Origin of the sequence: Winogradskya consettensis, assembly GCF_018332715.1 — a bacterium.
Classification (GTDB): domain Bacteria; phylum Actinomycetota; class Actinomycetes; order Mycobacteriales; family Micromonosporaceae; genus Actinoplanes; species Actinoplanes consettensis.
On record NZ_BOQP01000021.1, the window covers coordinates 109168 to 134741 of the forward strand.

General features: G+C 70.8%; 26 protein-coding genes. 18 read left to right on the forward strand and 8 right to left on the reverse strand.

The features are described from left to right. Positions 1-3 precede the first annotated feature (3 nt). Genes Aco04nite_RS20680 through Aco04nite_RS20690 form a run of 3 tightly spaced genes read left to right on the forward strand, consistent with a single transcriptional unit; the run spans position 4 to position 1487 of the window. A complete protein-coding gene (locus tag Aco04nite_RS20680; protein ID WP_212998885.1) occupies positions 4-432 on the forward strand; it encodes a hypothetical protein in 429 nt (142 codons plus the stop codon). A gap of 34 nt (positions 433-466) precedes the next feature. After that, on the forward strand, positions 467-1000 hold the full coding sequence (locus Aco04nite_RS20685; RefSeq protein WP_212998886.1) for an NADPH-dependent FMN reductase: 534 nt from the start codon (positions 467-469) through the stop codon (positions 998-1000). Continuing rightward, a complete protein-coding gene (locus Aco04nite_RS20690; RefSeq protein WP_212998887.1) occupies positions 993-1487 on the forward strand; it encodes a flavin reductase family protein in 495 nt (164 codons plus the stop codon). Before Aco04nite_RS20685 ends, Aco04nite_RS20690 begins: the two co-directional genes overlap by 8 nt. Here the strand turns inward: Aco04nite_RS20690 and Aco04nite_RS20695 are convergent, their stop codons facing one another. Beyond that, positions 1488-1808 carry a type II toxin-antitoxin system PemK/MazF family toxin gene (locus Aco04nite_RS20695; RefSeq protein ID WP_203835570.1) on the reverse strand — a complete coding sequence of 107 codons (321 nt, stop codon included), beginning with the start codon at positions 1806-1808 and terminating at the stop codon, positions 1488-1490. Between the two features lie 176 nt (positions 1809-1984). Here Aco04nite_RS20695 and gnd point away from each other — a divergent pair, with 176 nt between their 5' ends. Both gnd and Aco04nite_RS20705 read left to right on the forward strand, forming a co-directional pair. Further along, positions 1985-3418, forward strand: a complete 1434-nt coding sequence (gnd, locus tag Aco04nite_RS20700; protein WP_212998888.1) for an NADP-dependent phosphogluconate dehydrogenase — start codon at positions 1985-1987, stop codon at positions 3416-3418. Between the two features lie 62 nt (positions 3419-3480). Further along, complete coding sequence (locus tag Aco04nite_RS20705) at positions 3481-3942, forward strand: hypothetical protein (protein WP_212998889.1); 462 nt, start codon at positions 3481-3483, stop codon at positions 3940-3942. A 19-nt stretch (positions 3943-3961) separates the two neighbouring features. On the opposite strand, the gene Aco04nite_RS20710 is transcribed toward Aco04nite_RS20705, so the two are convergent. Next, positions 3962-4399 carry a hypothetical protein gene (locus Aco04nite_RS20710; RefSeq protein WP_212998890.1) on the reverse strand — a complete coding sequence of 146 codons (438 nt, stop codon included), beginning with the start codon at positions 4397-4399 and terminating at the stop codon, positions 3962-3964. Positions 4400-4611: 212 nt separating this feature from the next. Beyond that, positions 4612-5139, reverse strand: coding sequence for a TetR/AcrR family transcriptional regulator (locus tag Aco04nite_RS20715; protein WP_212998891.1), 528 nt, complete (start codon positions 5137-5139; stop codon positions 4612-4614). Between the two features lie 60 nt (positions 5140-5199). Here Aco04nite_RS20715 and Aco04nite_RS20720 point away from each other — a divergent pair, with 60 nt between their 5' ends. Continuing rightward, positions 5200-5973, forward strand: coding sequence for an SDR family NAD(P)-dependent oxidoreductase (locus tag Aco04nite_RS20720; RefSeq protein ID WP_212998892.1), 774 nt, complete (start codon positions 5200-5202; stop codon positions 5971-5973). A gap of 59 nt (positions 5974-6032) precedes the next feature. Here the strand turns inward: Aco04nite_RS20720 and Aco04nite_RS20725 are convergent, their stop codons facing one another. Then, on the reverse strand, positions 6033-6536 hold the full coding sequence (locus tag Aco04nite_RS20725) for a hypothetical protein (RefSeq protein ID WP_212998893.1): 504 nt from the start codon (positions 6534-6536) through the stop codon (positions 6033-6035). A gap of 100 nt (positions 6537-6636) precedes the next feature. Between Aco04nite_RS20725 and Aco04nite_RS20730 the strand changes: the two genes are divergently transcribed. Genes Aco04nite_RS20730 through Aco04nite_RS20740 form a run of 3 tightly spaced genes read left to right on the forward strand, consistent with a single transcriptional unit; the run spans position 6637 to position 8943 of the window. After that, positions 6637-7428 (forward strand): hypothetical protein, encoded by a 792-nt coding sequence (locus Aco04nite_RS20730; RefSeq protein WP_212998894.1) that lies wholly within the window; start codon positions 6637-6639, stop codon positions 7426-7428. Positions 7429-7438: 10 nt separating this feature from the next. Further along, positions 7439-8173, forward strand: coding sequence for a hypothetical protein (locus Aco04nite_RS20735; RefSeq protein WP_212998895.1), 735 nt, complete (start codon positions 7439-7441; stop codon positions 8171-8173). Beyond that, on the forward strand, positions 8170-8943 hold the full coding sequence (locus Aco04nite_RS20740) for an isocitrate lyase/PEP mutase family protein (protein ID WP_212998896.1): 774 nt from the start codon (positions 8170-8172) through the stop codon (positions 8941-8943). Before Aco04nite_RS20735 ends, Aco04nite_RS20740 begins: the two co-directional genes overlap by 4 nt. Here Aco04nite_RS20740 and Aco04nite_RS20745 read toward each other — a convergent pair. Continuing rightward, complete coding sequence (locus Aco04nite_RS20745; protein WP_212998897.1) at positions 8910-11243, reverse strand: putative bifunctional diguanylate cyclase/phosphodiesterase; 2334 nt, start codon at positions 11241-11243, stop codon at positions 8910-8912. The genes Aco04nite_RS20740 and Aco04nite_RS20745 overlap by 34 nt on opposite strands. A 74-nt stretch (positions 11244-11317) precedes the next feature. Continuing rightward, the gene (gene pgm, locus Aco04nite_RS20750; RefSeq protein WP_212998898.1) at positions 11318-12961 is read right to left on the reverse strand and encodes a phosphoglucomutase (alpha-D-glucose-1,6-bisphosphate-dependent); all 1644 of its coding nucleotides are present in this window, start codon (positions 12959-12961) and stop codon (positions 11318-11320) included. Positions 12962-13087: 126 nt separating this feature from the next. Between pgm and Aco04nite_RS20755 the strand changes: the two genes are divergently transcribed. Genes Aco04nite_RS20755 through Aco04nite_RS20765 form a run of 3 tightly spaced genes read left to right on the forward strand, consistent with a single transcriptional unit; the run spans position 13088 to position 15923 of the window. Then, on the forward strand, positions 13088-14755 hold the full coding sequence (locus Aco04nite_RS20755) for a copper resistance CopC/CopD family protein (RefSeq protein WP_212998899.1): 1668 nt from the start codon (positions 13088-13090) through the stop codon (positions 14753-14755). Positions 14756-14795: 40 nt separating this feature from the next. Then, positions 14796-15128 carry an STAS domain-containing protein gene (locus Aco04nite_RS20760; protein WP_212998900.1) on the forward strand — a complete coding sequence of 111 codons (333 nt, stop codon included), beginning with the start codon at positions 14796-14798 and terminating at the stop codon, positions 15126-15128. 9 nt (positions 15129-15137) lie between these two features. Further along, positions 15138-15923, forward strand: coding sequence for a YaaA family protein (locus Aco04nite_RS20765; RefSeq protein WP_212998901.1), 786 nt, complete (start codon positions 15138-15140; stop codon positions 15921-15923). Between the two features lie 3 nt (positions 15924-15926). Here Aco04nite_RS20765 and Aco04nite_RS20770 read toward each other — a convergent pair whose 3' ends face one another. Beyond that, positions 15927-16547, reverse strand: coding sequence for an FKBP-type peptidyl-prolyl cis-trans isomerase (locus Aco04nite_RS20770; RefSeq protein ID WP_212998902.1), 621 nt, complete (start codon positions 16545-16547; stop codon positions 15927-15929). A 197-nt stretch (positions 16548-16744) separates the two neighbouring features. Here Aco04nite_RS20770 and Aco04nite_RS20775 point away from each other — a divergent pair, with 197 nt between their 5' ends. The 4 genes from Aco04nite_RS20775 to Aco04nite_RS20790 all read left to right on the forward strand — a co-directional run bounded on the left by Aco04nite_RS20775 (position 16745) and on the right by Aco04nite_RS20790 (position 23145). Next, the gene (locus Aco04nite_RS20775) at positions 16745-17698 is read left to right on the forward strand and encodes a hypothetical protein (RefSeq protein WP_212998903.1); all 954 of its coding nucleotides are present in this window, start codon (positions 16745-16747) and stop codon (positions 17696-17698) included. Between the two features lie 34 nt (positions 17699-17732). Then, positions 17733-20498, forward strand: a complete 2766-nt coding sequence (locus Aco04nite_RS20780; protein ID WP_212998904.1) for an MMPL family transporter — start codon at positions 17733-17735, stop codon at positions 20496-20498. A gap of 218 nt (positions 20499-20716) precedes the next feature. After that, positions 20717-22207, forward strand: coding sequence for an SDR family NAD(P)-dependent oxidoreductase (locus Aco04nite_RS20785; protein ID WP_244876155.1), 1491 nt, complete (start codon positions 20717-20719; stop codon positions 22205-22207). Then, positions 22201-23145 (forward strand): aminoglycoside phosphotransferase family protein, encoded by a 945-nt coding sequence (locus tag Aco04nite_RS20790; protein WP_244876156.1) that lies wholly within the window; start codon positions 22201-22203, stop codon positions 23143-23145. Before Aco04nite_RS20785 ends, Aco04nite_RS20790 begins: the two co-directional genes overlap by 7 nt. Here Aco04nite_RS20790 and Aco04nite_RS20795 read toward each other — a convergent pair. Further along, positions 23139-23354 carry a hypothetical protein gene (locus Aco04nite_RS20795; protein ID WP_212998906.1) on the reverse strand — a complete coding sequence of 72 codons (216 nt, stop codon included), beginning with the start codon at positions 23352-23354 and terminating at the stop codon, positions 23139-23141. The two genes, Aco04nite_RS20790 and Aco04nite_RS20795, sit on opposite strands and share 7 nt — an antisense overlap. On the opposite strand from Aco04nite_RS20795, the gene Aco04nite_RS20800 reads away from it, so the two are divergent. Together Aco04nite_RS20800 and Aco04nite_RS20805 are read left to right on the forward strand one after the other, a co-directional pair. Beyond that, entirely contained in the window at positions 23353-24198 is an 846-nt protein-coding gene (locus tag Aco04nite_RS20800; RefSeq protein ID WP_244876157.1) for a family 43 glycosylhydrolase, read from the forward strand. The genes Aco04nite_RS20795 and Aco04nite_RS20800 overlap by 2 nt on opposite strands. Next, entirely contained in the window at positions 24195-25565 is a 1371-nt protein-coding gene (locus tag Aco04nite_RS20805; RefSeq protein ID WP_212998907.1) for a glycoside hydrolase family 43 protein, read from the forward strand. The genes Aco04nite_RS20800 and Aco04nite_RS20805 overlap by 4 nt, the downstream gene beginning before the upstream one ends. Positions 25566-25574: the final 9 nt, after the last annotated feature.

A 25574-nucleotide genomic window follows, 5' to 3' on the forward strand; every position in this document is an offset into this window, starting at 1 on the left:
GGCATGCTGGAGGATGCCGACCCCACCACGAACGAGAAGGGCTGGCGGCGCTTCGGCCCGGACAGCGTCGAGCGCGGCATGCTGCTGGCGCTCAGCGAGACCTTCGGGACGGAGCTGCGGCCCCGCTCCATCGACCTGGGTGACGGCACCTGGCTCGAGATCGAGGGCGCCGACGACAGCTGCTCGATCCTCATCCAGATCATCGGCAACCAGGGCAAGTTCACCTCGCAGCTGCGCAACAAGGTCATGGCCGACATGTTCAAACTGACCTGGCTGCGCACCGCGCTGTTCCCGGAGAGCCGCATCGTGCTCTGCGTCAGCGAGACCGCCGCACAGGTGTTCACCCCCGCCGGGTGGAGCACCAAGGCGGCCCGCGATCTCGGCATCGAGATCTGGCTCTTCGCCGACGGCAAACTCGTGACCCTGATCTAGCTCAGCCTTCAGCACACATAAGGAACCATCTCTCATGAAGATCGCCATCGTGGTGGGCAACCCCAACCCGAAGTCGCGCACCCTGCAGACCGCCGAGGCCGTCGCGGACGCCGTGACCAGCCTGTGGCACGGCATCGAGACCGAGCGGGTCGTCATCGACCTCGCCGATCACGCGGAGAAGCTGTTCGCGTGGGAGGACCCGGAGCTCACGGCGCTGAACGCGGAGGTCGCGGCGAGCGACATCCTGATCGTGGCCTCCCCCACCTACAAGGCCACCTACACCGGCATGCTCAAGGCGTTCCTGGACCGCTACGGCAACAACGGCCTGGCCGGCGTCGTCGCGATCCCGGTGATGACCGGCGCGGCGAGCCTGCACGCCCTCGCCGTGGAGGCCTACCTGCGGCCGCTGCTCGTCGAGCTGGGCGCCAGCGTCCCGACCCGGGGGCTCTACATGACCATGCCGAAGATGGACGAGCTGACCTCGATCGCCGCCGCCTGGGGCGCGGACGCCGCCCCCGCGCTGCGCGCCGCCCTCTCCTCCTCGTTCTCGGAGTCCCGCCATGGCTGAGATCCCCATCCCCAGCCGTGAGTTCCGCCGGGTCCTGGGCGGTTTCGCCTCCGGTGTCACGGTCATCACCGCGATGGTGGACGGCGTCCCGGTCGGCATGACCTGCCAGTCGTTCTTCAGCCTGTCGCTGGACCCGCCGCTGGTCGCGTTCTCGCCGTCGCGGCGCTCCGCGTCCTACCCGCTGATCCGGCAGTCCGGCTCGTTCTGCGTGAACATCCTGGAGGCGTCGCAGCAGGCGCTCTGCGAGCAGTTCTCCCGGACCGGCACGGACAAGTGGAAGGGCGTCAGCTGGACGACCGGCGTGACCGGCAGCCCGCTGCTCGAAGGGGCCCTCGCCTCGATCGACTGCCGCCTCGACCAGGAGCTCGAGACCGGCGACCACTACCTGACCATTGGGCGGGTCGTGGAGCTCGACGCCGTCGAGGGACGCGAGCCGCTGCTGTTCTTCAACGGCGGCTACGAGCGGCTCTGCAGCACGGCCGCGTAATCAGTCACCCAGCTCGAACAGGTTGCGCACGGCCTCGGTGAGGCGGGACATGCTCGCCCCCGTCACCATGCCGATGCGCTCCGCACCGATCGACGCCGGCAGCCGGCGCATGCGGTTGATCACCACCACCCCGGTGATCGGATCCTGCTCCGTGAGGGCCACCGCATACGGCGGGAGCTCCGTCACGCCGCGCTGGCGCACGATCGGGGCACAGAACGGCGACGCGTTCGAACGCTCGTTGTAGCTGTCGGCGGAGAGCACGATCACCCGGTAGCGCAGGTCGGTGCGGCTGCCGATGGTCCAGATCTCGCCGCGGTTCACGCGCCGAGCGTACCGTCGGCGCGATCACCTGAGTTCAGCGCCGTCGGACCATTGCGGTCCGGCGGCGCTTTCCCGCGTACATGTGCAGGTCGAAGGCTGTTCGAACTTTCTCCGTTGTTAATCCGTAACAATAGACGGACGGCGTGCGACGACGCTCGCGTGGAGGAAGGACGTTCATGACGCAGAAGGCACAGATCGGCGTAACCGGCCTGGCAGTGATGGGCCGCAACCTGGCCCGTAACTTCGCCCGGCACGGCCACACGGTCGCTTTGCACAACCGCAGTTACCACCGCACCAAGGAACTGGTCGAGAACTTCGGTGACGAGGGCACCTTCCTGCCCGCCGAGACCGCCGAGGACTTCGTGGCCAGCCTCGAGAAGCCCCGCCGTGTGATCATCATGGTCAAGGCCGGCAAGCCCACCGACGACGTCATCGACGAGTTCGCGCCGCTGCTCGAAGAGGGCGACATGCTCATCGACGCGGGCAACGCCCACTTCGCCGACACCCGCCGGCGCGAGGCCGCGCTCAAGGCCAAGGGCCTGCACTTCGTCGGCACCGGCGTCTCCGGCGGCGAGGAGGGCGCCCTGCACGGCCCCTCGATCATGCCCGGCGGGTCGAAGGAGTCCTACAAGGCGCTCGGGCCGCTGCTCGAGGACATCTCCGCGAAGGTCGACGGCGAACCCTGCTGTGTCCACGTCGGTCCCGACGGTGCCGGGCACTTCGTCAAAATGGTGCACAACGGCATCGAGTACGCCGACATGCAGCTCATCGCCGAGGCGTACGACCTGCTGCGCCAGGCCGGCGGCCACTCCCCGGCCGACATCGCCGAGATCTTCACCGGCTGGAACGAGGGCCGGCTCGGCTCCTACCTGATCGAGATCACCGCCGAGGTCCTCAAGCAGGTCGACCCCGACAGCGGCAAGCCGTTCGTGGACATCGTCGTCGACCAGGCCGAGCAGAAGGGCACCGGCCGCTGGACCGTCCAGTCCGCCCTCGACCTGGGCGTGCCCGTCAGCGGCATCGCCGAGGCCGTCTTCGCCCGCGCCCTGTCCGGCGGCGCGGACGTCCGGTCGGCAGCCGCCAAGGCCGGTCTCCCCGGGCCGACCGCCTCCCCCGTGGGCGGCGACCTGCAGGCCGACGTCGAGCAGGCGCTGTTCGCCTCCAAGATCGTGGCCTACGCCCAGGGCTTCCAGCAGATCCAGGCCGCCAGCGCGGAGTACGACTGGGAGATCGACCCGGGCGCGATGGCCAAGATCTGGCGCGCGGGCTGCATCATCCGCGCCAAGTTCCTCGACTTCATCAAGCAGGCGTACGACAAGGACCAGAACCTCGCCACCCTGCTGGTCGACGACTACTTCCTCGACGCCGTCGCCGGCGCCCAGGACGCCTGGCGCCGCGTGGTCGTCACCGCCGCCGAGCAGGGCATCCCCGCGCCCGGCTTCGCGTCGGCCCTCGCCTACTACGACGGCCTGCGCGCCAAGCGCCTCCCCGCCGCCCTGATCCAGGGCCAGCGGGACTTCTTCGGCGCCCACACGTACCACCGCACCGACAAGGAAGGCGCGTTCCACACCCTGTGGGCCGCCGACGGCCGCAAGGAAATCTCCGCCTAGTCCGCCGAGCGGGCCGGCCCTCCGGGGCCGGCCCACCACCCCGCTACGCCGAAGTGAGTCCCATGACCGCCGACCGCTCCCGCCTGCGCCCCGCCACCTGGGTGGCGCTCGCCCTCGCCGCGGCCTACACCGTCCTCGCCGTCGTCATCGGCGTCGCCCAGCTGACCCAGCTCGAGGACGGCGACCAGATGGGCACCCCACAGGTCCCCGACTGGCTCCTGGCCCTCAGCGGCATCTGGCTCCTCACCCTGATCGGCACCCTCGTCGCCGTAGCCGTCCTCAACCGCCAGATCCGCACGCTGACCGGCGCCCCCATCCGCCACTGGTCCACCCGCGTCTTCGTCGCCACGATCTTCGTCACCCTGCTGCTCCAGGGCACCCTCGGCCTCAACCAGCACGACACCACGATCCTGGTGACAACCATCCGCACCATCGGCGGCCTGGCGGTCCTGACCGGAATCGCCCGCGCCCGCGTCAAAGGCCCGATCGCCGACCGCACCCCCGAGCCAGCCGTCAACGCCTGATCACACGCTTCGCTCGCGGCTACTCGGCGAAGTAGTCGTAGGGCGCGACCGAGACTCCCTCGCTGACGGCGCGGGGGTCGTCCTCCGCCGCGTCGGGGTCGAGGTCGCCGGCCCACATCGAGCCCGTGGAGAAGATCGCGAAGCCCGGTTCGAAGCGGTGACCGATGCCGGTCGGCTCGCCGGCGTGGCCGCGGGCTGTCAGGTCGGCGACCACGTCGGCCAGGAAGCGGTCGGTGAGCTGGACGCCGTCGAAGTAGACCTGGTCGCCGCCGTGGGAGAGCTCCACGAGCTCCACTGTGTCGTCGGCGTGGTAGGTCAGGACCAGGAGCGGGTCGGTCTCGTAGACCGCGCGCAGCGAACGGCCCGGGTGGATCGGGGGCCCGATCCGGGACTCCACGACGGTGCGGGTGTCGCCGATCTTCGCCAGGGCGACGCCGACGCCGGGCAGGATCTCCATCGCGCGATCCTAGTGTCCTGAGTCAGTGGTTGATGTCTGACAGAAGAACATGTGTTTTCCGGCCAGACGCGATTGGCCCACGCTTGACACCCGACGCCGCAGAAAGTTGCGGGATGGCCGGTTTCGTCGCAATTTCGTGCCCCATGGCCAAAGCCCGCCACCCTTGCCACCCACTGCAAACGGATCAAAAACTCAGAACGCCGGCGCAGAACCTATGACAGGAACAGGTTCATCAGGTCGTCGACGTCCTGGCTGACCGGGGTCGTCCAGGCGTAGTGGGCCTTGTGGATGCGCAGGGAGACGATGCCGTGCAGGGAGACCCAGACCCGTTCGTGGAGGCGGGCGGCCTCGGCCGGGGTGATGCCGAGTTGGGCCTCCACCGCGGCGACGCCGGTTCTGGTGAGGGTTTCGACTGCCGGTTCGACGCCGAGGCGGTCGGCGCTTTCGAAGAGCAGTTGGTACAGGCCCGGATTGGCCAGGCCCCATTGCACGTACGCGTGGGCAGCGCGCCGGACGTCCTCGGCCGTGTTCATGGTCTGTTCCAGGGCCGTGAAGCCGTTGTCGAGGACGGCGGCGATGAGGGCGTCGACCGAGTCGAAGTGGGAGTAGATGGCAGGGGCGGTCACGCCGCAGGCACGGGCGACCGCGCGCAGGGACGGGACGGCCAGGGCGTGGTGCTCGGTCAGCATGGCGGTGGCCGCTTCGATGAGCCGGGTACGCAGATCTCCGTCGCTCTTCACAGGATCAATTTAACAGCTGTATAGTCGACTCGGGATTAAACACCTGTTTAGGAGATCACGATGAATGTCGAAGGTACAACGGTGCTGGTCACAGGCGCGAGCGGTGGGATCGGGGCGGAGTTTGCCCGGCGGTTCGCGCGGCGTGGTGCCGCGCGGGTCGTGCTGGTCGCCCGCAGCGAGGACAAGCTCGACGCCCTGGCCGCCGAGTTGAAGGGGACGACCGAGGCGATCCCGATCGTCGCGGACCTCGGGGTGCCCGGCGGGGCACAGCGGCTCGTGGCGGACGTGCGGACGCGGGGGCTGCGGATCGACACGCTCGTCAACAACGCCGGGTCCGGGAGTTACGGCGACTTCGCAGGGCTGGCGCCCGAGCGGATCGGCGCGGAGATGCAGCTCAACGTCGTGTCGCTGGTCGAGCTGACCCGGTTGTTCCTGCCCGAGCTGGTCGAGTCGGGACGGGGTGCGGTGGTGAACATCGCGAGCATCACGGCGTACCTTCCGATGTCGGGTATGGCTGTCTACGGGGCGACGAAGGCGTTCGTGCTCAGCTTCACCGAGGCCATCTGGCACGAGCTGCGCAAGACCGGGGTGACCGTGCTCGCCGTCTCCCCCGGGCCGACCACCAGCGACTTCCACCGCGTCGCCGACGCTCCGGAGAACGGCAACTTCGAGACCCCGCAGCAGGTGGTGGACACCGCGTTCCGCGCACTCGAGGGTTCCCGCCGGCCGCCGAGCGTGGTCTCCGGCCGCACCACCCGCTTCCAGAGCCGGGTCATCGGCCTGGTCCCCCGCCGCACCCGCATCACCCTCGGCGCCCGCGCGATGGCCTCCTGACAAACCATGGCCTCCTGACAAACCATGGCCGCCCGAAAAGCCGTGGCCGCCTGGAGAGGTCAGCGCTGGTAGCGACGGACGGCCGAGCGTTGCACGACCTTGAGGCCGCGAATGCCGTCCCGGGTGCTCATCCGGCCGCTGAGCAGCAACGCCTTGAGCTCCCACGTGCCGCTCTCCCTCGCCGTCCGGCCGAACATCGCGCCGGGGCAGGTGCTGGTCCGGCCGGCCGGGTCGGGGTAGCAGGGAGTCACGTACCACTCCGCGCCGGGCGCTCGGATCAGCACGACCAGCGTCTGATCGTCGGAGGCCTGCCTCGACAGCCGGACCGCGGGCTGGAGCCCGACGCGGACCCCCGCCGGAGCGAGCACCCGCAGCGGGCCGTCCGGTACGGATGCGGACGGCGACGGCGTCGCGGCGGGCAGGGAGGTCACCGTCACGGGTGGCTCGGCGGCCCGCGACTGCCAGTAGTGCCCGGCCAGCAGGAGGGCGAAGACCGAGGCGCCCGCCACCGTAGCCGCCACGCTGCGGCGGCGGCGGGCCGGAACCGTTCTGCGATGTCTCAAGAAGGGAGAACTCCTGTCACCGTGCCGCGCGGCACGCCTCCCTGGGCAACGGATCGATCATGGACACGGTGACGCGTCCGGGGCGGGGCAGAATGGGCGGGTGACAACGCTGGATGCCCTCGACGAGGTGCTGCGCGCGGCCGTCGAGGTCCGGGTGACGGACAACTTCGACGGCCAGGAGGTGGTGCGGACCCGCGACCGCGAGGTTCTGCGTACGTTGCGCGGGGCTCTTGCTGTGCGGTCTCTCACCGGCTTCGTGTGCATGTGCCACGGCGAGTTCGGGCTGGGGTTCTCGGACGCCGCCGGACGCTCGATCGCCCAGGTCGCCCTGCACGACGGGACCTCGCTGGACTGGCAGGGGTGGGGCGGCCAGGCGACGCTCGCCGACAAGTCGCTGATCGAGCAGTGGCTGACCGCCCAGGGTGCCGACGGGCCGGCGCGGCGGCAACGGGCGGCCGACGAGGCCCGGCGTGCACTCGACGATTGGCGGGCCGCGGCACCTTCCGCTGCGCACGGCACCGGCGGCTCGCTGGCCGAGCGACTGACCGCGGCGTACCCGGACCCGGTCGAGCGCGCCGCGGTGGTCCTCGCCTGGCACGGCTCGGGCACCGGGAGATGCACCGATTTCCCCGCCCACGAGGCCACACCCGAGCCGATTCTCGCCGCCATGCCGGTCGCCCATCTGATCCGGGCGCTGCAGGCGCATCCCGGCGACGCGCGGATGCATTCGGGGGCGGTGCGGCACCTGTGCGGCTTCAAGACCCGGCCGAACCAGTCCCGCGACCTCGGCAGGCTGCCCAGGGACGTACGGCAACGACTGCTCGCCTCGGCACGGGACTCGGGTGACGAGGACAAGCGCGATCGCGCCGAAAGGATGCTCGGCGCGAGATAGGGTGCGGGCGGTGCGAGCCGTGCGGGTGGTTCTGGTGGTGTGGACGGCGCTGACCGTCGGGGCGTTGCTGGCGCCGGTCGGGGCGCGGATCGGGTGGCAGTGGCACGGTGGGTTGCCGAGTGAGGTGCAGAGCCAGGCGATCATCGGGACCGTGGAGTTCACCCGGCACGAGCCACTGTCCGGCCCGGAGTATCCCGAGGACGAGGACGCCCGTACGTACTGGTTCACCGGCACCGACGAATACTCGGCCGGGTACCTGGAGGGCGATCTCGACGTGACCGATCTTGCCGCGGTGGCTGGGCGGCTCCGGGCGGAGGGCTGGCGGACGGGCGACCCGGACGGCGACGATCTCACCGCGGCCCTCGGCGACTGGCGGCTGACGGTGTGGCGGGCCGATCCCCGCTACGGCTCCCCCGGCCAGATCCGGATCGAGCGGGCCGAGCCGGTGGCGTCCGCGGTGCTGTCGGTGGTGTTCTGGCTGGGCGGGCTCGCGCTGGGCTGGGTCGTCGCGCGCCGGTCGACCCGCGCGAGGCTGGGCCTGGGTATCGCCGCCCTGGGCCTGCTCACGCTCCACACCTTGGTGGTCACCCCGACGCTGGTCTCCAACGTGGCACTGCAGTTCGGCACGGGGACGCCGGTCCAGTTGTGGGAACCGCTCATGTCGTTCTTCATCCGCCCGCTGACCCTGCTGGGTGCGGCGGCGGGCATCACCTGGCTGGTGAGCGGAAGCAGAATGAGGGCATGACTGACATTGGTGAGACGTTCCGGGAGTTGCACGTGGCCGGGACGTTCGTGCTGCCCAACGCGTGGGATACCGGGTCCGCGCGGTTGCTGGAGAGCCTCGGGTTCGCGGCGGTCGCGACCACGTCGTCGGGGCTGGCGGCGAGTCTCGGCAAGCGGGATCAGCAGGTGACGCGGGACGAGCTGGTCGCGCACGTGGCCGCGCTCACCGCCGCGGTCACGGTGCCGGTCAGCGTCGACGCGGAGCGGTGCTTCGAGGACGTGGCCGAGACGGTGCGACTGCTCGCCGACGCGGGTGCCGCCGGGCTCTCCATCGAGGACTACGACCCCGTCTCCGCCACGATCGACCCGATCGAGGTCGCGGCGGAGCGGGTGGCGGCAGCGACCGGAAGCGGTCTCGTGCTGACTGCCCGCGCGGAGAACCACCTCTACGGTCACGACGATCTCGACGACACCATCGCCCGGCTGCGGGCTTACCGGGAGGCCGGCGCCGATGTGGTGTACGCCCCCGGCCTGCGCGCTCCCGCCGACATCGCCCGCGTGGTGGCAGCGACGGACGCACCGGTCAACGTTCTCGCGGTGCCGGGTGCGCCGCCCGTTCCCGAGCTCGCGGAACTCGGCGTGCGGCGGGTCTCCACCGGCGGGGCGCTGGCGTGGGCGGCGTACGGTGCGCTTCGTGATGCCGCCCTTGAACTGCTCGAAAGCGGCACCACGACGTTCCGGAACCGCGCACTGACCGCTCAGGAAGTGGAGAGGGCCTTCGGGGCGCGCTGAGCGTTCTCGACCATGAGGGCGGCCATGTCGCCCGGGGGCAGCGGTTTGGCCATGTAGTAGCCCTGGCCGAGCCGGTAGCCCATCGCGCGGAGCCGTTCCATCTGCGCCTGCGTCTCGATGCCCTCGGCGACCGCGTAGAGGTTGAGGTATTCCGCGAGCTGCGCCACGGCGGCCGCGACCGCGAGCCGGCCGCGGTCCTCACCGTCGCAGATGCCGTCGACGAAGGACTTGTCGAGCTTCAGGACGTCGACCGGGAAGGCGCGCAGCAGGCTGAGACTCGAGGCGCCGGTGCCGAAGTCGTCGAGGGCGAGGCGTACGCCCATGTCGTGCAACGCCTGCAGGGTGTCGCGGTGCCGCCCGTCGACGACCGAGGACTCCGTCACCTCGATGACCAGGTTGACGGGGAGCAGCCCGTTCTCGGCGAGGACGGCGGCGACCTCGTCGACGAAACTGGTCTCGCGCAGCTGCCGCGCGGCGACGTTGACGTTGATCGAGCGGATCGCGAGGTCGCCGTACTGCGCGTGCCAGGCGGCGAGTTGCATGCAGGCCTCGCGCAGCACCCAGGAGCCGAGCGGGACGATCAGCCCGGAGCGTTCGGCGACCGGGATGAAGTCGCCGGGTGAGACGAAGCCGCGGGTCGGGTGGTGCCAGCGGACCAGGGCCTCCGCGCCCGACATCCGGCCCGTGGTGATGTCGAAGACCGGCTGGTAGGCGAGGTACAGCTCGTGGCGGATGAGGGCGTTGTGCAGTTCGCTGCCGAGCCGGGCGTGGTTGACGACGTCCTGGCGCATCCGGGGCTCGAAGCGGGTCCAGGACGCCTTGCCGGAGGCCTTCGCGGCGTACATCGCGATGTCGGCGTTGCGCAGCACCTCGTCGGCGCTGTCGCCGGGGCCGGCCAGGGCGACGCCGATGCTGGCGTTGGCGAGCAGCTGGTGCTCGCCGACCATGAACGGCACGGCGAGCGCGGCGAGGATCGTGGCGGCGGCCGCTTCGGCGGGGGCCGGGTCGTCGCCGTCGAGCAGCACCGCGAACTCGTCGCCGCCGAGGCGGGCGGGCAGGTGGGTGACCGCGCTGTGGTGCCGCAGCCGCTGGGCGACCTCGTAGAGGAGCTGGTCGCCGACCGCGTGTCCCATGGTGTCGTTGACCATCTTGAAGTCGTCGATGTCGACGAGCAGGACGGCGGCCGGATGGTGGGCGTCGAGGCGTTCGGCCAGCGCGGTACCGAACCGGGAGCGGTTCGCCAGGCCGGTGAGCGGGTCGTGCAGCGCGGTGTGGGTGAGCTCGGCCTGCTGGCGGCGGATCCCGGCGAGGAGCTGGTCGTTGGCGCGCAGCCCGAGCAGCTGGCGGGCCACGACGAACGCGGCGATCAGCACCGCGCCGATGATGACGACCCGCTGGTCCCAGCCGAGCTGGCGGGCGGAGACGAAGATGACCAGGGCCGCGGTGGCGACGACCGCCAGCTGCGGGAGCGCGTTGTAGAGCCGGCTCCCGCGGGTTGCCGCGGCGGCGGGCCGGGGACGGACGATGACCAGGTGCTGACGGTACGCGCCCAGGCACATCGACAGGCCCACGATCGGCCCCGCCAGCACCGACATCCAGAGCCGGCCCGTCTCACCGCCCGCGATCAGCAGGACGGCCACGCCGATGGCGGCGAGCGGGGTGATCGACAGGATGCGCAGCGCCACCGGGTCGACCGCGCTGGCGGGGCTCATCGCGGCCCGCCCGATGACCACGAGGGCGATCAGGCCGCCGACCCCGACGAGCGCGGCGCCGTGCTGGGTGACGTCGTCGGTGGCCGGTCCGGCGAGGTCGAGGATGACGTACCAGAAGATCAGGCCGCCGGCGACCGCCACGGTCAGGTGGTCGAGGGTGACCTGCGCCCAGGCCAGCGCCGACCGGTGCTCGCGGGGCAACAGCATGAACGACAGGACGAAGAAGACCACGCCGAGGACCTGCGGCGCGGCCACCAACGGTGACAGGCCCGGGTCGTTGTTGGCGATCGCGAAGCTGACGGTGGCACCGATGCCGACACAGAGCGCCGAACGGGACACCATGCGCCAGAAGCCCCGGATCGGCCGCGCCACGACGATCATCGAGCCGATCTTCCAGCACGCGAAGAAACCCGCGGCCAGCGAGACCGGGCCGCCCGCGTACCCGATGCGCATCGGGCCCGGGGCGCCCAGCAGCAGCCACACGAGCACCCCCGCCACGGCGAGCACCGCCGTGAGCACCGGAAACACCCCGGGAAGGGGTTGTTTCGGCGCCCGGCGGCGGTGTGCCCGCGTGGCAGGTGCGGTCATGGGGCGTACAGCTCCGTCCGTCTCGGTCCTGGCTAGTACCAGTCGGCCGAAACGTCACAAAGCTGAGCGAACCGTCACCCCTTGAGCGCTGCGCTGACCACCGCCTTCGCTTCCTCCTGGATCCGGGCGAGCGCTTCCGGGCCCTTGAACGACTCAGCGTAGATCTTGTAGACGTCCTCGGTGCCGGACGGGCGGGCGGCGAACCAGCCCGATTCCGTGGTCACCTTCAGGCCGCCGATCGACGCGCCGTTGCCGGGGGCGGTGGTGAGCACGGCGGTGATCGGCTCGCCGTCGAGCTCCTTGGCGCTGACCGCGGACGAGGACAGCTTGCCGAGCACGGCCTTCTCGTCGGGGGTCGCGGGGGCGTCGATCCGGGCGTACGCCGGGGAGCCGAACTTGCTCGTCAGGTCCCCGTAGTGCTGGCTGGGGGTCCGTCCCGTGGTCGCGAGGATCTCGGAGGCGAGCAGGTCGAGCAGGATGCCGTCCTTGTCGGTGCTCCACGGGCTGCCGTCGCGGCGCAGGAACGAGCCGCCGGCGCTCTCCTCGCCGCCGAAGCCGACCGAGCCGTCGAGCAGGCCCGGCACGAACCACTTGAAGCCCACCGGCACCTCGTCGAGGCGGCGGCCCAGGTCGGCGGCCACGCGGTCGATCATCGAGGAGGACACCAGGGTCTTGCCGATGGCCGCGCTCGAGGGCCAGTCGGTACGCACCCGGAAGAGGTAGTCGATGGCGACGGCCAGGTAGTGGTTGGGGTTCATCAGCCCGGCGTCGGGGGTGACGATGCCGTGCCGGTCGGCGTCCGCGTCGTTGCCGGTGGCGAGCTGGAAGCGGTCCTTCTGCGCGATCAGGCTGGCCATCGCGTACGGCGACGAGCAGTCCATCCGGATCTTGCCGTCCCAGTCCAGCGTCATGAACCCGAACGTGGGGTCGACGTTCGGATTGACCACGGTCAGATCGAGGCCGTAGCGGGAACCGATCTCACCCCAGTACGCCACCGAGGCCCCGCCGAGCGGGTCGGCGCCGATCCGGACACCCGCCGCGCGGATGGCCTCCATGTCGATCACCGAGCCGAGATCGTCGACGTACCCGGCGAGGAAGTCGTACCCCGTGACCAGGTCCGACCTGCGCGCGCGGTCCGCGCTCACCCGGCGTACCTCCTTGAGGCCGCCCGCGATGATCTGGTTGGCGCGATCCTGGACCCACTTGGTGGCATCGGTGTCCGCCGGGCCGCCGTTCGGCGGGTTGTACTTGAAGCCGCCGTCGTCGGGCGGGTTGTGCGAGGGCGTGACGACCACGCCGTCGGCGAGCCCCGAGGTGCGACCCTTGTTGTAGGTCAGGATCGCGTGCGACACGGCGGGGGTCGGGGTGTAGCCGTCCCGGCTGTCGATCAGCACCTTCACGTCGTTGGCGGCGAAGACCTCCAGCGCGGAGATCGTCGCCGGCTCGCTGAGCGCGTGCGTGTCACGGCCGATGAACAGCGGGCCGTCGGTGCCCTGGGCCTTGCGGTACTCCACGATCGCCTGGCTGGTCGCGAGGATGTGATCCTCGTTGAACGCGGTGCGCAGGCTGGAGCCGCGGTGCCCGGAGGTGCCGAAGGCGACCCGCTGCGCGGTGACCGAGGGGTCGGGATGCCCGGTGTAGTAGCTGAGGACGACCCGGGGAACGTCGATAAGGTCGCGGGGCTCGGCGGGAGTGCCGGCGCGTGGGTTCACGGACATCGAGGTCCTCCTGGAGGGTGCGTGGAACTGCCCGGGATCGTATCCTCGCCCCTACCCGGGCACCGCGATCGGTAAGCCGCCACGCGGGGATTGAACCTTTACCGGGGAAGATCCGAACTACTTGCTGTGACACGCGTTCGTGCGGCCTGGAGCCGTTTGTCGGTGCTGGTGGTGCTGGCGCTCGCCGCGCTGGTGCTGCCCGCTGCCCCCGCCAGCGCGCATGCCGCCCTGCTGAACGCCGTTCCGGAGCCGGGGAGCGTCGTCGGCACGGCACCCGCCGAGATCGTCGTGCGGTTCAGCGAGTCGATCTCCGTGGTCGAGGGGCGCACCCAGGTGCTCGCCCCGGACGGCAAGCGGATCACCGGTGAGGTCAGCGCGGAGGGCCCGCTGCTGCGGATCAAGGTCCGGCACGCCGGTCAGCCGCTCGGGACGTACCTGGTCAGCTATCGGATCATCTCCGCCGACAGCCACCCCGTCGGCGGGGCCATGACGTTCTCGGTGGGCGCGCCGTCGGCCCGGCCGGCCGAGGCCGACCCCACCAAGATCCATCCATCGGTCGCGGTCGCGGTCCCCACCGGCAAATTCCTCGGGTACGCGGGCCTGACGCTGATCATCGGCCCCGCGCTGCTCCTCGCGCTGCTGTGGCCCCGGCGGCTGTCCCGGCGCGGCCCGATCCGGCTCGCGCGTGCCGGGCTCGTCCTGACCGGCGTCGCGACCCTGGCCGGGCTCTGGACCCAGGCGCCGGCCGCCAGCGGGGCGCCGCTGTGGGACGTGTCCGTGCCCGAGCTCGCCGACGTGCTGGGCAGCGGTTACGGCCTCACCCTGCTCGCCCGGCTGGCCGTGCTCGCCGTGGTCGCGGTCCTCATCCCGCCGGTGCTGCGTGGGGACTCGGCCCGGTGGCGTTCGGCCGCCCTGGTGGTGCTGGGGCTGGGCGGGCTCGCCACGTGGCCGTTGACCGGGCATGCCGGGGAGTCGCCGCTGCGTGGGGTGATCGTCGCCGCGGACGTCGTACACATGGCGGCCATGGGGGTCTGGATCGGCGGGCTGGTGACGCTGTCGGTGTTCCTGCTGCGTCAGGCGCACCCGCGGGTGCTGGGGCGGATCCTGCCGGCGTGGTCGCGGTGGGCCGCACTGTCCGTGGTCTGGCTGGTGGGCGCGGGCGTGGTGCAGGCCGTCGTGCAGGTCGGGTCGGTGGGCGCGCTGTGGTCCACGGCGTACGGAAAACTTCTGCTCGGCAAGGTTCTGATCCTGGTCATGGTTCTCGGGGTGGCCGCCCTGGCCCGGCGCTTCGTGCAGCGCTCCGAGGTCGTCACGGCCGGGCCGGGCAGGCTGCGGCGCTCGGTCGGCATCGAGGTCGCCGCGACCGTCGTGGTGCTCGGGCTCAGCTCGGTGCTGGTGCAGACCACGCCGGGGCGCAGCGTCACCGCCGACAGCGCGCGGACCACCGAGAAGGGCGTGTCGGCGACCCTCACCTCCGGCCTGTTCACCCTGCAGTACTACGTCTACCCGGTCGAGCTCGGCGAGAACAACACCGTGCACGGCTTCACCTACACCCCCGAGGGCAAGCCGCTGGTCGCCGAGGAGTGGACCGTCACCACCCGGCTGCGTGACCAGGACCTCGAACCCGTCTCCGAGCCGATGCTGCCGCTGCCCCCTCGCAACGACGCGGTCGGCGCCCTGACGTTCCCGTTGCCCGGAACGTACGACATCACGTTCACCGTGCGGACCACCGACATCGATCAGGCGACCGTCCGTACGACGATCACGGTCCCGCAGGTTCGATCGCGCCCCTGACTGGGCAGGAAGAGGGCTTCCTCGATACCGGGAGGCCCCAGTGCACGTCTCTGTCATCGGCAACCCGGACGACTCGGTGGTCGTCGCCCTGCGCGGCAACCTCGACCTCGGCAACGGCACCGTCCTCGACACCACCCTCGCCCAGATCCTCGACCGGCCGGTCCCCCGCGTCGTGGTGGATCTGTCCGGCGTCGACTTCTGCGACTCCACCGGGCTCAGCTCGCTCATCGTCGCCCACAAACGGGCCGAGGCCGCCGGCGGCTGGTTCCGGCTCGCCGCCCCCAGCAGCTGGCTGCGGGGCCTGCTCGACACGGTGGGCCTCGGTATCGCGTTCACGATCTACCCCACGGTGGCCGACGCACTCGCCGGGTAGGGTCTCGGCGTGCTCATCCTGCTACCACCCTCCGAGGGCAAGACCGCTCCCGCCGCCGGGGAACCCGCCGACCACAACGACCTCTGGCTGCCGAAACTCGCGACCGCCCGCAAACGGGTGCTCACCCGGCTCGTCGCGCTCAGCAAGCGGACCAGTGCCCGGGCCGTCGCCGAGTCGCTCGGCACGCTCGGGCTCAGCGACGGGCAGCGCGGCGAGCTGGAGCGCAACGCGGCGCTTCTCACGGCACCCGCCGCTCCGGCCGCTCAGGTCTATTCCGGGGTGCTCTACGAGGCCCTCGATCACGCCACGCTGCCCGATGACGCGCGGGGCTGGGTCGACGAGCGGGCCGTCGTGTTCTCGGGGCTGTGGGGTGTTGTGCGGCTCACCGACCGGATTCCCGCGTACCGGTGCTCCGCCGGCGTCGCGCTGCCGGTGATCGGGGGGCTCACGCCGTACTGGAAGAACAGCCTGACCCGCGCCCTGCCGCAGGATGATCTTGTTCTTGACCTGCGCAGCGGAGCATATGCCGCGATGTGGACACCGGGCTCGTCGTCACTGGCGCTGCGGGTGCTGCACGAGCGGGTCGTCGACGGCGTGCCGAAGCGCTCGGTGGTCAGCCACTTCAACAAGGCCACCAAGGGCCGGATGGTACGCGCCCTGGCGCAGGCCGGCGTCACTCCGCGTACGGTCGACGAGCTGATCGTTGCCCTGCGTGACCTCAAGTGGACGGTCGAGGAGCGGCCGGTCGCGGCCGGCCGCCCCCGTCAGGCTGACGTCATCGTGCGCGAGCTCTAGTTCTTACTGCGCTGCGAGGATGTCCACGACGAAGCGCAGGTCACCGGCCGGCTGACCACCGGTCGGGTTCTCGCCGTAGCCGAGCTCGGCGGGGATGTCGAGCTGCACGCGGCTGCCCACCGGCACCCCGACCAGGCCCTGGTCCCAGCCCTTGATCAGCTGACCGGCACCGACCGGGAAGACCGCCGCCTCGCCGCGGTCCCAGGACGAGTCGAACTGCTTGCCGTTGGCGTAGGTCACCCCGATGTAGTTGGCCTGGATGGTCTGCCCGGCTGCCACGGCCGGGCCCTTGCCCACGATGATCGGCGTGACGACGAGCTTGGTGAGCCGGCCACCGGTGCCCGCCTTGACCACGGGCTTCTGCTGGAGCGCGGGGTCCACTGCGGCCTGCGGCGGGGCACTGGCCTGCGGCGCGGGCTCAGTAGCCTGCGGTGCCGCTTCGCTGGGCGCCTCGGCCACGGGAGCCGAGGCAGCAGGCGCGGCGGCGCTTGTCGTCTTGTCGTCGTCGGACACCTGGATGCCGATGAAGACGGCGACCAGCACCACGATCACGGCCACTCCGGCGAGTGCGCCCGTGAGCGCCTGGCCACGACGCTTGCTGGCGGTCTTGTCCTGGACACTCATTGTGTTCTGGATTCTCCTGTCGGATCGGAACACCCCGGAAACTTCGGACACGGTACTCGCCTTACGGACAAGACCCCCGCCGGAACCGCCGCGGTTACTCATTTCGCTCTATTGCATCACTCACGGAAGGTGAGACGGTGTACCGGCCCAGCCAACAGCAACGCTCGGCGTAGCGCTTTTTCACCGGGAGGGTTCGGTTGCCGGACGACGGCCGTACGACAGGTCGCCAGCCACAGCCCGGGGGTGGATACAACTTTCGGGCCGGTGGGCGCCGTAATGCCGTACCCCCGGAACTGCTCGAGGCTCGGTCCAGGCGTCACTCCGAGTGGCTCCTGCCCGCCGCGGTGATCCTCGCCGGGGTGCTGGTCGTGGTCGCGATCGGCTTCATCGTGAGCCGCTCGATCCGTAACGACGAGCCCGCGGCCGTGGCACCCGTGCAGCCTCCCGCGCTCGGCGAATTCCCGGCGACCCCGGGCAACCAGTTCCCGATCCCGCTGGCCAGCGACTCCGCCTCCCCGTCCCCGTCGCCGCCGCCCTCCTCGCCCAGCCCGTCGGCGAGCCGCACCACGCAGCCGTCGCGCAAGGAGCGGCCCAGCGAGTCCCCCGGGTCGGTCAGCATCGCCCGCACCGGGATCTCGCGCAACGTCGACCTGACCGCCGAGGGCAGCCGCGACTGGGTGCACTGGGGTGAGCAGAGCACGTTCTCGCTGGAACGCAAGTCCGACGGCGCCTTCCAGATCCTCGAGGGTGCCCCCACCGCGCCCCGGTTCCGGCACGGGCTCAGCCCGCAGCGGTTCAGCTGGACCGGCGGCGCCCCGGTGGACCACTCCGACGGCACCCCGACCGGCATCCGCACCTGCGACAAGGGCAACGGCTTCACGATCTCCGCCCCGGCGACCACGTCGACGCGCACCCTGAAGATCTACGCCGGTGCCCGCGGCGCCCGCGGCAAGCTCACCGCGAAGCTCTCGGTCGGCGGCGCCTCCGCGACGTCCACGTTCACCGAGCAAAGCAACAATCTGGCGACCACCGCGTTCGTGATCACCTACAAGGCACCGAAGAACGGCAAGATCAACCTCAGCTGGATCACAGACGCGTCGTTCGACGACGACTGCGGCGGCGTGGCCCTGGAAGCGGCAACGCTGCGGTAAAGGGGGCACGGTGTTCGCCGGGTGGGGTTCATGGGTGGCGCGACTGCGCTGGTCGGTGCTGGCCACCGCGATCGTCGCGGTCACGGCCGCCGGGGTGTGGGGCCTCGGCGTGTTCGGCCAGCTCTCCGAGGGCGGCTACAACGACCCCGGCGCCGAGTCGAGCCGCGCGGCCGACGCCGTCCGGCAGGAGCTCGGCGCCCGCGGCGGCGACCTGATCGCCGTCTACCGGCCGCTCACCGGCACCATCGACGACGCCACGCTCGGCAAGCGCATCGAGGCGAGACTCGGCTCCCTGCCGCGTTCCGCGGTGTCACAGACGGACGGTTACTGGCCGGGCCACAACAAGCAGTACGCGTCCGCCGACGGCCGCAGCGCCGTCGCCGTGATCACCCTCGCCGGTGAGGACGACGGCGCAAAACTGTCGTCCTACCGCGACATCTCGGACACCCTGGGAGTGCCCGGCACCAGCCTGCAACTGGCCGGAGGTGCCCCCCTTCAGGACGCCTCCGCCTCCCGCTCGACCGACGATCTCGCCTTCGCCGAGGCCATCTCCCTGCCGATCGTGCTGGTCCTGCTGCTGTTCCTCTTCGGCTCCCTGGTCGCCGCGTCCCTGCCGGTCCTGGTCGGCGGCTGCGCGGTCCTCGGCTCGCTCGGCGTGCTGCACGCGATCGCCGCCCACCACGACGTCAACTCGTTCGCCGTGAACGTCGCCAGCCTGCTCGGCCTCGGCATGGCGATCGACTACGGCCTGTTCATGGTCGGCCGGTTCCGCGAGGAGCTCGAAGCCGGTCACACCCCCGCCGAGGCGGTCTCCCGGACGGTCGCCACCGCCGGGCGTACCGTCCTCTTCTCGGCCTCGCTGCTGATGATCGCCCTCGCCGGCCTGTTGCTCTTCCCCCAGGGCTTTCTCAAGTCCCTCGCCTACGGTGGCCTCGCCGCCGTCGCCCTCGCAGCTCTGCTGTCCCTCACCCTGCTGCCCGCCCTCCTGGCCGTCCTCGGCCCCAGAATCAACAAGCTGCCGGTACGCCTGCCGCGCCGTAACCGCTCCTCCATGTGGGCGAAACTCGCCGGCGTGGTCCTGCGCCGCCCGGTCCTGATCGCCCTGCCGATCCTCGCGGGCTTGCTCGTCCTCGCCGCCCCCGTCCGCGGTGTCCACTTCGGCGAGAACGACGAACGCGTCCTGCCCGCCGGCGACCCGGCCCGCCAGGCGGTCGAGACCCTGAAGACGGATTTCCCGGCCCTGAGCAGCTCCGGCGTCCTCGTCGTCCTGCACGGCGAGAACGGCGCGGCCCCCAGCTCCTCAGGAGCGGCGGCCTTCGAGGCCCGCATCGCCAAGGTCCCGGGCGTCACCGCGGTCACCCCCGCCGGCACCGGCGGCGCGGTGGTCACCTGGACCGCCACCCTCACCGCCACGGACCCGTTCAGCGACACCGCCCGCGACGCCGTCCACGCCATCCGCGACCTGCGCCCACCCCTGGACGCCGAACTCCTGGTCGGTGGCACCACCGCCCGCAACATCGACAGCCTCACCGCCATCGGCGACCGGCTCCCCCTGATGGTCGCCCTGCTCGCCGGCGCCACCCTGATCCTGATGTTCCTGGCCTTCGGCTCGGTCCTGCTCCCGATCAAGGCCGTTCTCATGAGCGCCCTCAGCCTCAGCGCCACCTTCGGCGTCCTCGTCTGGATCTTCCAGGACGGCCACGGTGCCGGCCTCCTGAAGGTCACCCCGGCCCCGCTGGAAGCCGGAATCGTCGTCCTGATGGCCGCCGTCGTCTTCGGCCTCTCCACCGACTACGAGGTCTTCCTGCTCTCCCGCATGGTCGAAGCCCGCACCCACGGCGCCACCACCGCCGAAGCCATCACCACCGGCCTCTCCCGCACCGGCCGGGTGATCAGCGCGGCAGCCCTCCTCCTCATCGTGGTCACCGGAGCCTTCGCCCTGAGCTCGGTCACCACCATGCGCTTCGTCGGCATCGGCATGATCACCGCCCTCTTCCTCGACGCCACCGTCGTCCGCATGCTCCTGGTCCCCGCCGTCCTCACCCTGATGGGCGACGCCGCCTGGTGGGCACCCGGCCCCCTCAAACGCCTCCAGCAACGCGCCGGCCTGGCGGAGACGGACGACCTCCCGACTCCCGCCGGCCCCGCCCTTTCCGCCCTTTCCGCCCTTTCCGCTGGGCCTGCCCTTTCCTCTGGGCCTGCCGTCCCCGCCTTTTCCGCTGGGCTCGCCGACGCCGGGCCGGTTCTTCCCGGCGGGCGGCACGCCGCCCCCTCCGGCCTGACCCCGTCGTTCCAGCACGCCACTGCCCTGCCCGCCCGGCCCAGCTGGGACTACCCGCCCCAGCCGTCCGGTGGCCTGCCCATCGCCGGCTCCGCCCCCGGCTTCTCATCCACCGCAGCCACCCTGCCCGCCGCCACCTCCGGCCTACCCCATGCCGCTTCTGACCTGCCGCGCGCGGGCTCCGGGCTGCCGCGCGCGGGGTCTGAGCTGCCGCGCGCGGGGTCCGCTCCCATGCCCGACATGCCGTTCGCGGGGTCCGCGCCACGCCCCCGCACCCCCCGCGTCGTACTCGATCAGCAGCCCTCCAACACCCCCCGGCAGCCCTCCGAGGCTCCCCGGCAGCTCGACGCACCACCGTCACGCTGGGAGCTCACCGCCGCCCCCGGCACGGGCGCCCCAGCCGGCACCGACACGACCCGCGAACTCGGCCGGGTCAGAGGTGACGAAACCGACAGCACCGTCGTTTTCCGCCTCCCCGGCATGCCCGACCCGCGCCCCCGCCCCGATCCGGCATCCTGAGACCCGGCGGACCCACCGCGCCGCGCGTCGCCGGAAGCGCGCCCCATTGGCACCCCGGCGCCCGAAACGGTTATCGTGGCCCGCCGGGCGGCGTGCGCCGCTTCTACCGAAACGGGACTGGGATGACCGCGACAGCTGACGAGACCGCCGCAGCACCACAGGTGTCAGCGCCACCGCAACCAGACCCCCATCACGCAGACCCACAGCCGGCCCCGGGCATGCGGCCCGCCTCGGACGAACAGCCGGCCCCGGGCATCGATCCGGAGCGGCTCGCGCTGTGCATCGCGGTGATCGCCGAGGCCGAGGCGCTGGAGCCGGAGCACCCCGACGCCGTCGCCGTCCGCCGGGCCACGGCCGCGCTGTTCAAGACGACGAAACTGCAACGCCGCCGGGAGCGCCGTGACGCGATCCTCGCGCATGACAACGCCGTCACCGCGGCGACCGCGACCGGGGCGCCGTCGCGGATCGACGACGAGACCGCCGGGTTGCCGCTGGCCACCGCCACCGAGGCGCAGACCGCGGGCGTGCTGCGCCAGCCCCGGGGTTGCTACATCTGCAAGCAGCGCTACGTCGAGGTCGACCGGTTCTACCACCAGCTCTGCCCGGCCTGCGCGGCGAAGAACAGGGCCCGCCGGGACGCCCGCACCGACCTGACCGGCCGCAGCGCGCTGCTCACGGGTGGCCGGGCCAAGATCGGCATGTACATCGCGCTGCGGCTGCTGCGCGACGGTGCGCACACCACCATCACCACGCGGTTCCCGCATGACGCGGTGCGCCGGTTCTCGGCCATGCCCGACAGCGCGGACTGGCTGCACCGGCTGCGGGTGATCGGCCTCGACCTGCGTGACCCCGCCCAGGTGGTCGCGCTCGCCGACTCGGTCGCCGCCCGGGGACCGCTCGACATCCTGATCAACAACGCTGCCCAGACCGTACGCCGCTCCTCCGGCTCCTACGCCGCGATCGCGGCAGCAGAGTCGGCGCCGTTGCCGGAGGGCCCGCTGCCCGACCTCGAATACCTCGGCGGCGGCCACTCGGCGGACGCGCACCCCCTGTCGCTGACCGGCACCGACGCGGAGCATCCCGGCATGCTCGGCGGGCCCGCTTCCACCGCCACGTTCGCGCCGCACGCGTTGACGGCGCTCGCTCTCACCGGTGGTTCCGCCACCGCCGAGCGGGTGGCGGCGCTGACCGCGATCGACGCCGGCGGCCTGGTGCCCGATCTCGCCCCGACCAACAGCTGGAGCGACAAGGTCCACGAGGTCGGCGCATTGGAGCTGCTCGAGGTGCAGCTCTGCAACGTGACCGCGCCGTTCATCCTCGTCAGCCGGCTGCGCGAGGCGATGACGAAGTCGAGTTTCCCGCGCCGCTACGTGGTCAACGTGTCCGCGATGGAGGGCATCTTCAACCGCGGCTACAAGGGTGCCGGGCATCCGCACACCAACATGGCCAAGGCGTCGCTGAACATGCTGACCCGCACCAGCGCCGACGACATGTTCACCGACGGCATCCTGATGACCAGCGTGGACACCGGCTGGATCACCGACGAGCGCCCGCACCCGACGAAGATGCGCCTGGCCGACGAGGGCTTCCACGCCCCGCTCGACCTGGTCGACGGCGCGGCCCGGGTGTACGACCCGATCGTGCGTGGCGAGGCGGGCGAGGATCTGTACGGCTGTTTCCTCAAGGACTACGCCCCCGTCGCATGGTGAGCGCCGTCCCCGGCGATCTTCCCGTCGTGCGGGAGTTGTCGCGTACCCGGGACGGCAGACGCTGGCTCGCCGCCCTGCCTCAGCTGATCGACGAGGTCTCGGACGCCTTCGGCCTGGTCCTGGGCCCACCCCTGCGCGGCGGCTCGTGCAGCTGGGTCGCGCCCGCCACCCTCGCCGACGGCACCGCGGTCATCCTGAAGATCGGCTGGCCCCACCGCGAGATGTACGCGGAGCCCGCCGCGCTGCGCCTCTGGGACGGCCACGGCGCCGTCCGGCTCTTCCGTCACGACCCGGCACGCCACGCCCTGGTCCTCGAGCAGTGCCTGCCAGGCGAGCAACTCGGCGCCCGGATCATGGCGCCGGCCGACGCCTTGCGCATCGGCGCGGGTGTCCTGCGCAAACTGTGGACGGCGGGCGTCCCCGAGAACCGCGCGGCGCTCCCCGCCGACCCGGCGACGATCGAGTCGCTCGTGGACGTGGCCGGCGACTGGGGCGACCTGGTCACCGAGCGGATGACCCGGCTCCGGCCGGCGTACGATCCGGGCCTGGTCGCGGAGGGCGCCCGTCTCCTGCACGACCTGCCCGCCTCAGCCCCTCGCGAGGTGGTCCTGCACGGCGACTTCAACCCCGGCAACATCCTGTCGTCGGGCGACGGCTGGGTGGCGATAGATCCCAAACCGTTGATCGGCGACCCCGCCTACGACGTGGCACCCCTGCTCAACCAGATCGCCGACCCGTACGCCACTGCGGACCCGGCACGAACCCTGCGCGACCGGATCGCCTTGCTCGCCGCCGAACTGGATCTGGACCGCTCCCGCATCGCGGCCTGGGCCGCCGCCCGCAAGGTCGAATCGGCCCTCTGGCGCACCCACCACGACCGCGAGGCGGACGGCGCCGCCGATCTCGCCACCGCGGCGCTGCTCGCCGGCCTCTACTGACCATCTGCTTCACCATCAGCCGGCACCGCTGACTCCCCGCGGATCAGCCATTGACAGGTGGCAATGTTAGCGCAATCATTCAGAAACTTCGCCGCAACACCGATCGGCGCTTCCCCATCGGTGGTGATGTTAACGATCACATAGTCACCAATCAATGCCGTGGAATGTGGAGGCACCATGCCCGGATCACGAAGGTTACGCTGGATCATGGCCCTGACCGGCCTGTTCGCCGTGCTCGTGGGCGGCCTCGCCGGGCCCCTGCCGGCGGCGGCCGCGACCACGCTCGTCTACGCGACGTTCAAGGGTGACGCGGCCGCCGACGAGGAACTGTGGATCTACCAGTCGACGAACGGCGGCACGAGTTACAGCACCCTCGTGGACACCAATTTCCGCGGCCCGACCGGCGTACTGCGCGACCCGAGCATCCTGAAGTACAACGGCAAGTACTACGCGGCCTACACCGTGCAGTCCTGGACGACGAACTCGACGTACTTCGCCATCGCCTCCAGCACGAATCTCAGCACCTGGACCAATATCGCGACCATCAACTCCGGCATCGCGAACACGCAGTACACCTGGGCCCCCGAGTTCTACGTCGGCGACGGCGGCGTGAAGATCATCGCCAGCGTCGGCGCGACGACCTGCACGGCCTGCTTCCGGCCCTACGTCTACACCGCACAGAACACCGCGCTGACCTCGTGGAGCGGCCCCGCGCAGATGTGGGGCCTCGGCACCAACCACATCGACACGTTCGTCGTGAAGTCCGGCAGCACGTGGCACGCGTTCACCAAGAACGAGACCACGAAATACATCGAGCACTGGACCACGACCGCCAACCTCACCGAGGGCTGGGTCAACAAGGGCACCCTCTGGGCCTCCGGATACGAGGGTCCCTCCCTGGTACGCCTGGACAACGGCAGCTGGCGCATCTACGTCGACAAGTACACCAACGGCGGCGTCTGGACGGCGACCAGCACCGACCTGAACACGTGGACCGGCCTGAGCGCGGTCACCTGCTCCGGCTGCCGCCACGGAACGGCGATCGCGAAATGAGGCGCCGCGGATTCCTGACCCTGGCCGGCGGGGCGGCCGCCGGAGCCCTCGCAGGCCCGGGAGCAGCGCAGGCCGCGACCTTCACGGCGTACGTGATGGCTTATTTCACCGAGTCACCCACCATGAGTGGCGCGAACTACGGCCTGCACCTGGCAGTGAGCTCCGACGGCCTGAAATGGACCCCGCTGAACCAGAACAAGCCGGTCGCCACCCCGACCCAGGGCAGCCTCGGCCTGCGTGATCCTTTCATCCTGCGCAAGCAGGACGGCACCTTCGTGGTGCTGGCCACCGACCTCAACGGCACGGACTGGTCCTACCAGAGCCAGTACCTGCACGTCTGGGACTCCACCGACCTGCGGTCCTTCCGCAACTACCGGCTGCTCAAGGTGCACTCGCTGGCCACGCACGCCTGGGCGCCCGAGGCCTACTGGGACGCGTCCCGTGGCCAGTACGCGGTCGTGTACTCCGCCGTCGTCGGCGGCCACAACGTCCTGCTGAGCAACTACACCAGCGATTTCGTCACCGCCGCGGCACCACAGACCTTCTACGATCCAGGTTACGACGCGATCGACGGCACCTTCGTCACCGTCGGCGGCGTCAACTACATGTACTACAAGAACAACACCAACAGCACTCTCCTGGGTACGCGCTCCAGCAGCCTGAACCCGGGCTCCTTCAGCGTCTACACCTCGGCGATCACCCCGGGCCGCGGCGTCGAGGCACCCCAGATCGTGAAGTCGAACACCGCGAACACCTGGTACATGTGGGGCGACACGTGGAGCCCCAACGGCCGGTTCTTCTGCTGGCAGACGAGCGACATCGCCTCCGGTTCGTGGACGCTGCTCAACGACCGGGCGTACACTCAGCCACTGAACTCCAAGCACCTGGGCATCACGCCGATCACTGCCGCCGAGCTCTCCGGCCTGACCGGCACCTGGGGCACCCCGGCCTGGAACAGGATCAAGTCCTACAACTTCCCGGACCGCTACCTGCGGCACGCGAGCAACGTCGGGCGCATCGACCCGTACCCGTTCGACCCGTACCAGGATCAGCAATGGACGATCGTCCCGGGCCTGGCGGACCCGGCGGGCATCTCCTTTCGCTCGGTCAACTTCCCGACGATGTACCTGCGCCACTCCGCGTACGCGATGGTCCTCAACGCCAACGACGGCAGCAGCACCTTCAACGCCGACGCCACGTTCTACCGGAGCGCCGGCTTCGCGGACTCGACCTGGACCTCTTTCCGCTCCTACAACTACCCGGACCGCTACCTGCGGCATTCCAACTACGTCCTGCGCATCGACCCGATCACGAGCAGCTCGGCCACCACCGACAAGCAGGACGCGACGTTCCAGATCGGCTACTGACGCCCCGCT

What these genes read in the sequence shown, in the direction of transcription:
- Aco04nite_RS20685 (WP_212998886.1), top strand. Translation starts at nt 467, where the DNA reads ATGAAGATCGCCATCGTGGTGGGCAACCCCAACCCGAAGTCGCGCACC.
- Aco04nite_RS20805 (WP_212998907.1), top strand. Translation starts at nt 24,195, where the DNA reads ATGAGGCGCCGCGGATTCCTGACCCTGGCCGGCGGGGCGGCCGCCGGA.
- Aco04nite_RS20710 (WP_212998890.1), bottom strand. Translation starts at nt 4,399, where the DNA reads ATGGAGATCCTGCCCGGCGTCGGCGTCGCCCTGGCGAAGATCGGCGAC.
- Aco04nite_RS20800 (WP_244876157.1), top strand. Translation starts at nt 23,353, where the DNA reads ATGGCCCTGACCGGCCTGTTCGCCGTGCTCGTGGGCGGCCTCGCCGGG.
- Aco04nite_RS20720 (WP_212998892.1), top strand. Translation starts at nt 5,200, where the DNA reads ATGAATGTCGAAGGTACAACGGTGCTGGTCACAGGCGCGAGCGGTGGG.
- Aco04nite_RS20790 (WP_244876156.1), top strand. Translation starts at nt 22,201, where the DNA reads ATGGTGAGCGCCGTCCCCGGCGATCTTCCCGTCGTGCGGGAGTTGTCG.
- gnd (WP_212998888.1), top strand. Translation starts at nt 1,985, where the DNA reads ATGACGCAGAAGGCACAGATCGGCGTAACCGGCCTGGCAGTGATGGGC.
- Aco04nite_RS20745 (WP_212998897.1), bottom strand. Translation starts at nt 11,243, where the DNA reads ATGACCGCACCTGCCACGCGGGCACACCGCCGCCGGGCGCCGAAACAA.
- Aco04nite_RS20770 (WP_212998902.1), bottom strand. Translation starts at nt 16,547, where the DNA reads ATGAGTGTCCAGGACAAGACCGCCAGCAAGCGTCGTGGCCAGGCGCTC.
- Aco04nite_RS20680 (WP_212998885.1), top strand. Translation starts at nt 4, where the DNA reads ATGCTGGAGGATGCCGACCCCACCACGAACGAGAAGGGCTGGCGGCGC.
- Aco04nite_RS20690 (WP_212998887.1), top strand. Translation starts at nt 993, where the DNA reads ATGGCTGAGATCCCCATCCCCAGCCGTGAGTTCCGCCGGGTCCTGGGC.
- Aco04nite_RS20705 (WP_212998889.1), top strand. Translation starts at nt 3,481, where the DNA reads ATGACCGCCGACCGCTCCCGCCTGCGCCCCGCCACCTGGGTGGCGCTC.
- Aco04nite_RS20785 (WP_244876155.1), top strand. Translation starts at nt 20,717, where the DNA reads ATGCGGCCCGCCTCGGACGAACAGCCGGCCCCGGGCATCGATCCGGAG.
- Aco04nite_RS20795 (WP_212998906.1), bottom strand. Translation starts at nt 23,354, where the DNA reads ATGATCCAGCGTAACCTTCGTGATCCGGGCATGGTGCCTCCACATTCC.
- pgm (WP_212998898.1), bottom strand. Translation starts at nt 12,961, where the DNA reads ATGTCCGTGAACCCACGCGCCGGCACTCCCGCCGAGCCCCGCGACCTT.
- Aco04nite_RS20740 (WP_212998896.1), top strand. Translation starts at nt 8,170, where the DNA reads ATGACTGACATTGGTGAGACGTTCCGGGAGTTGCACGTGGCCGGGACG.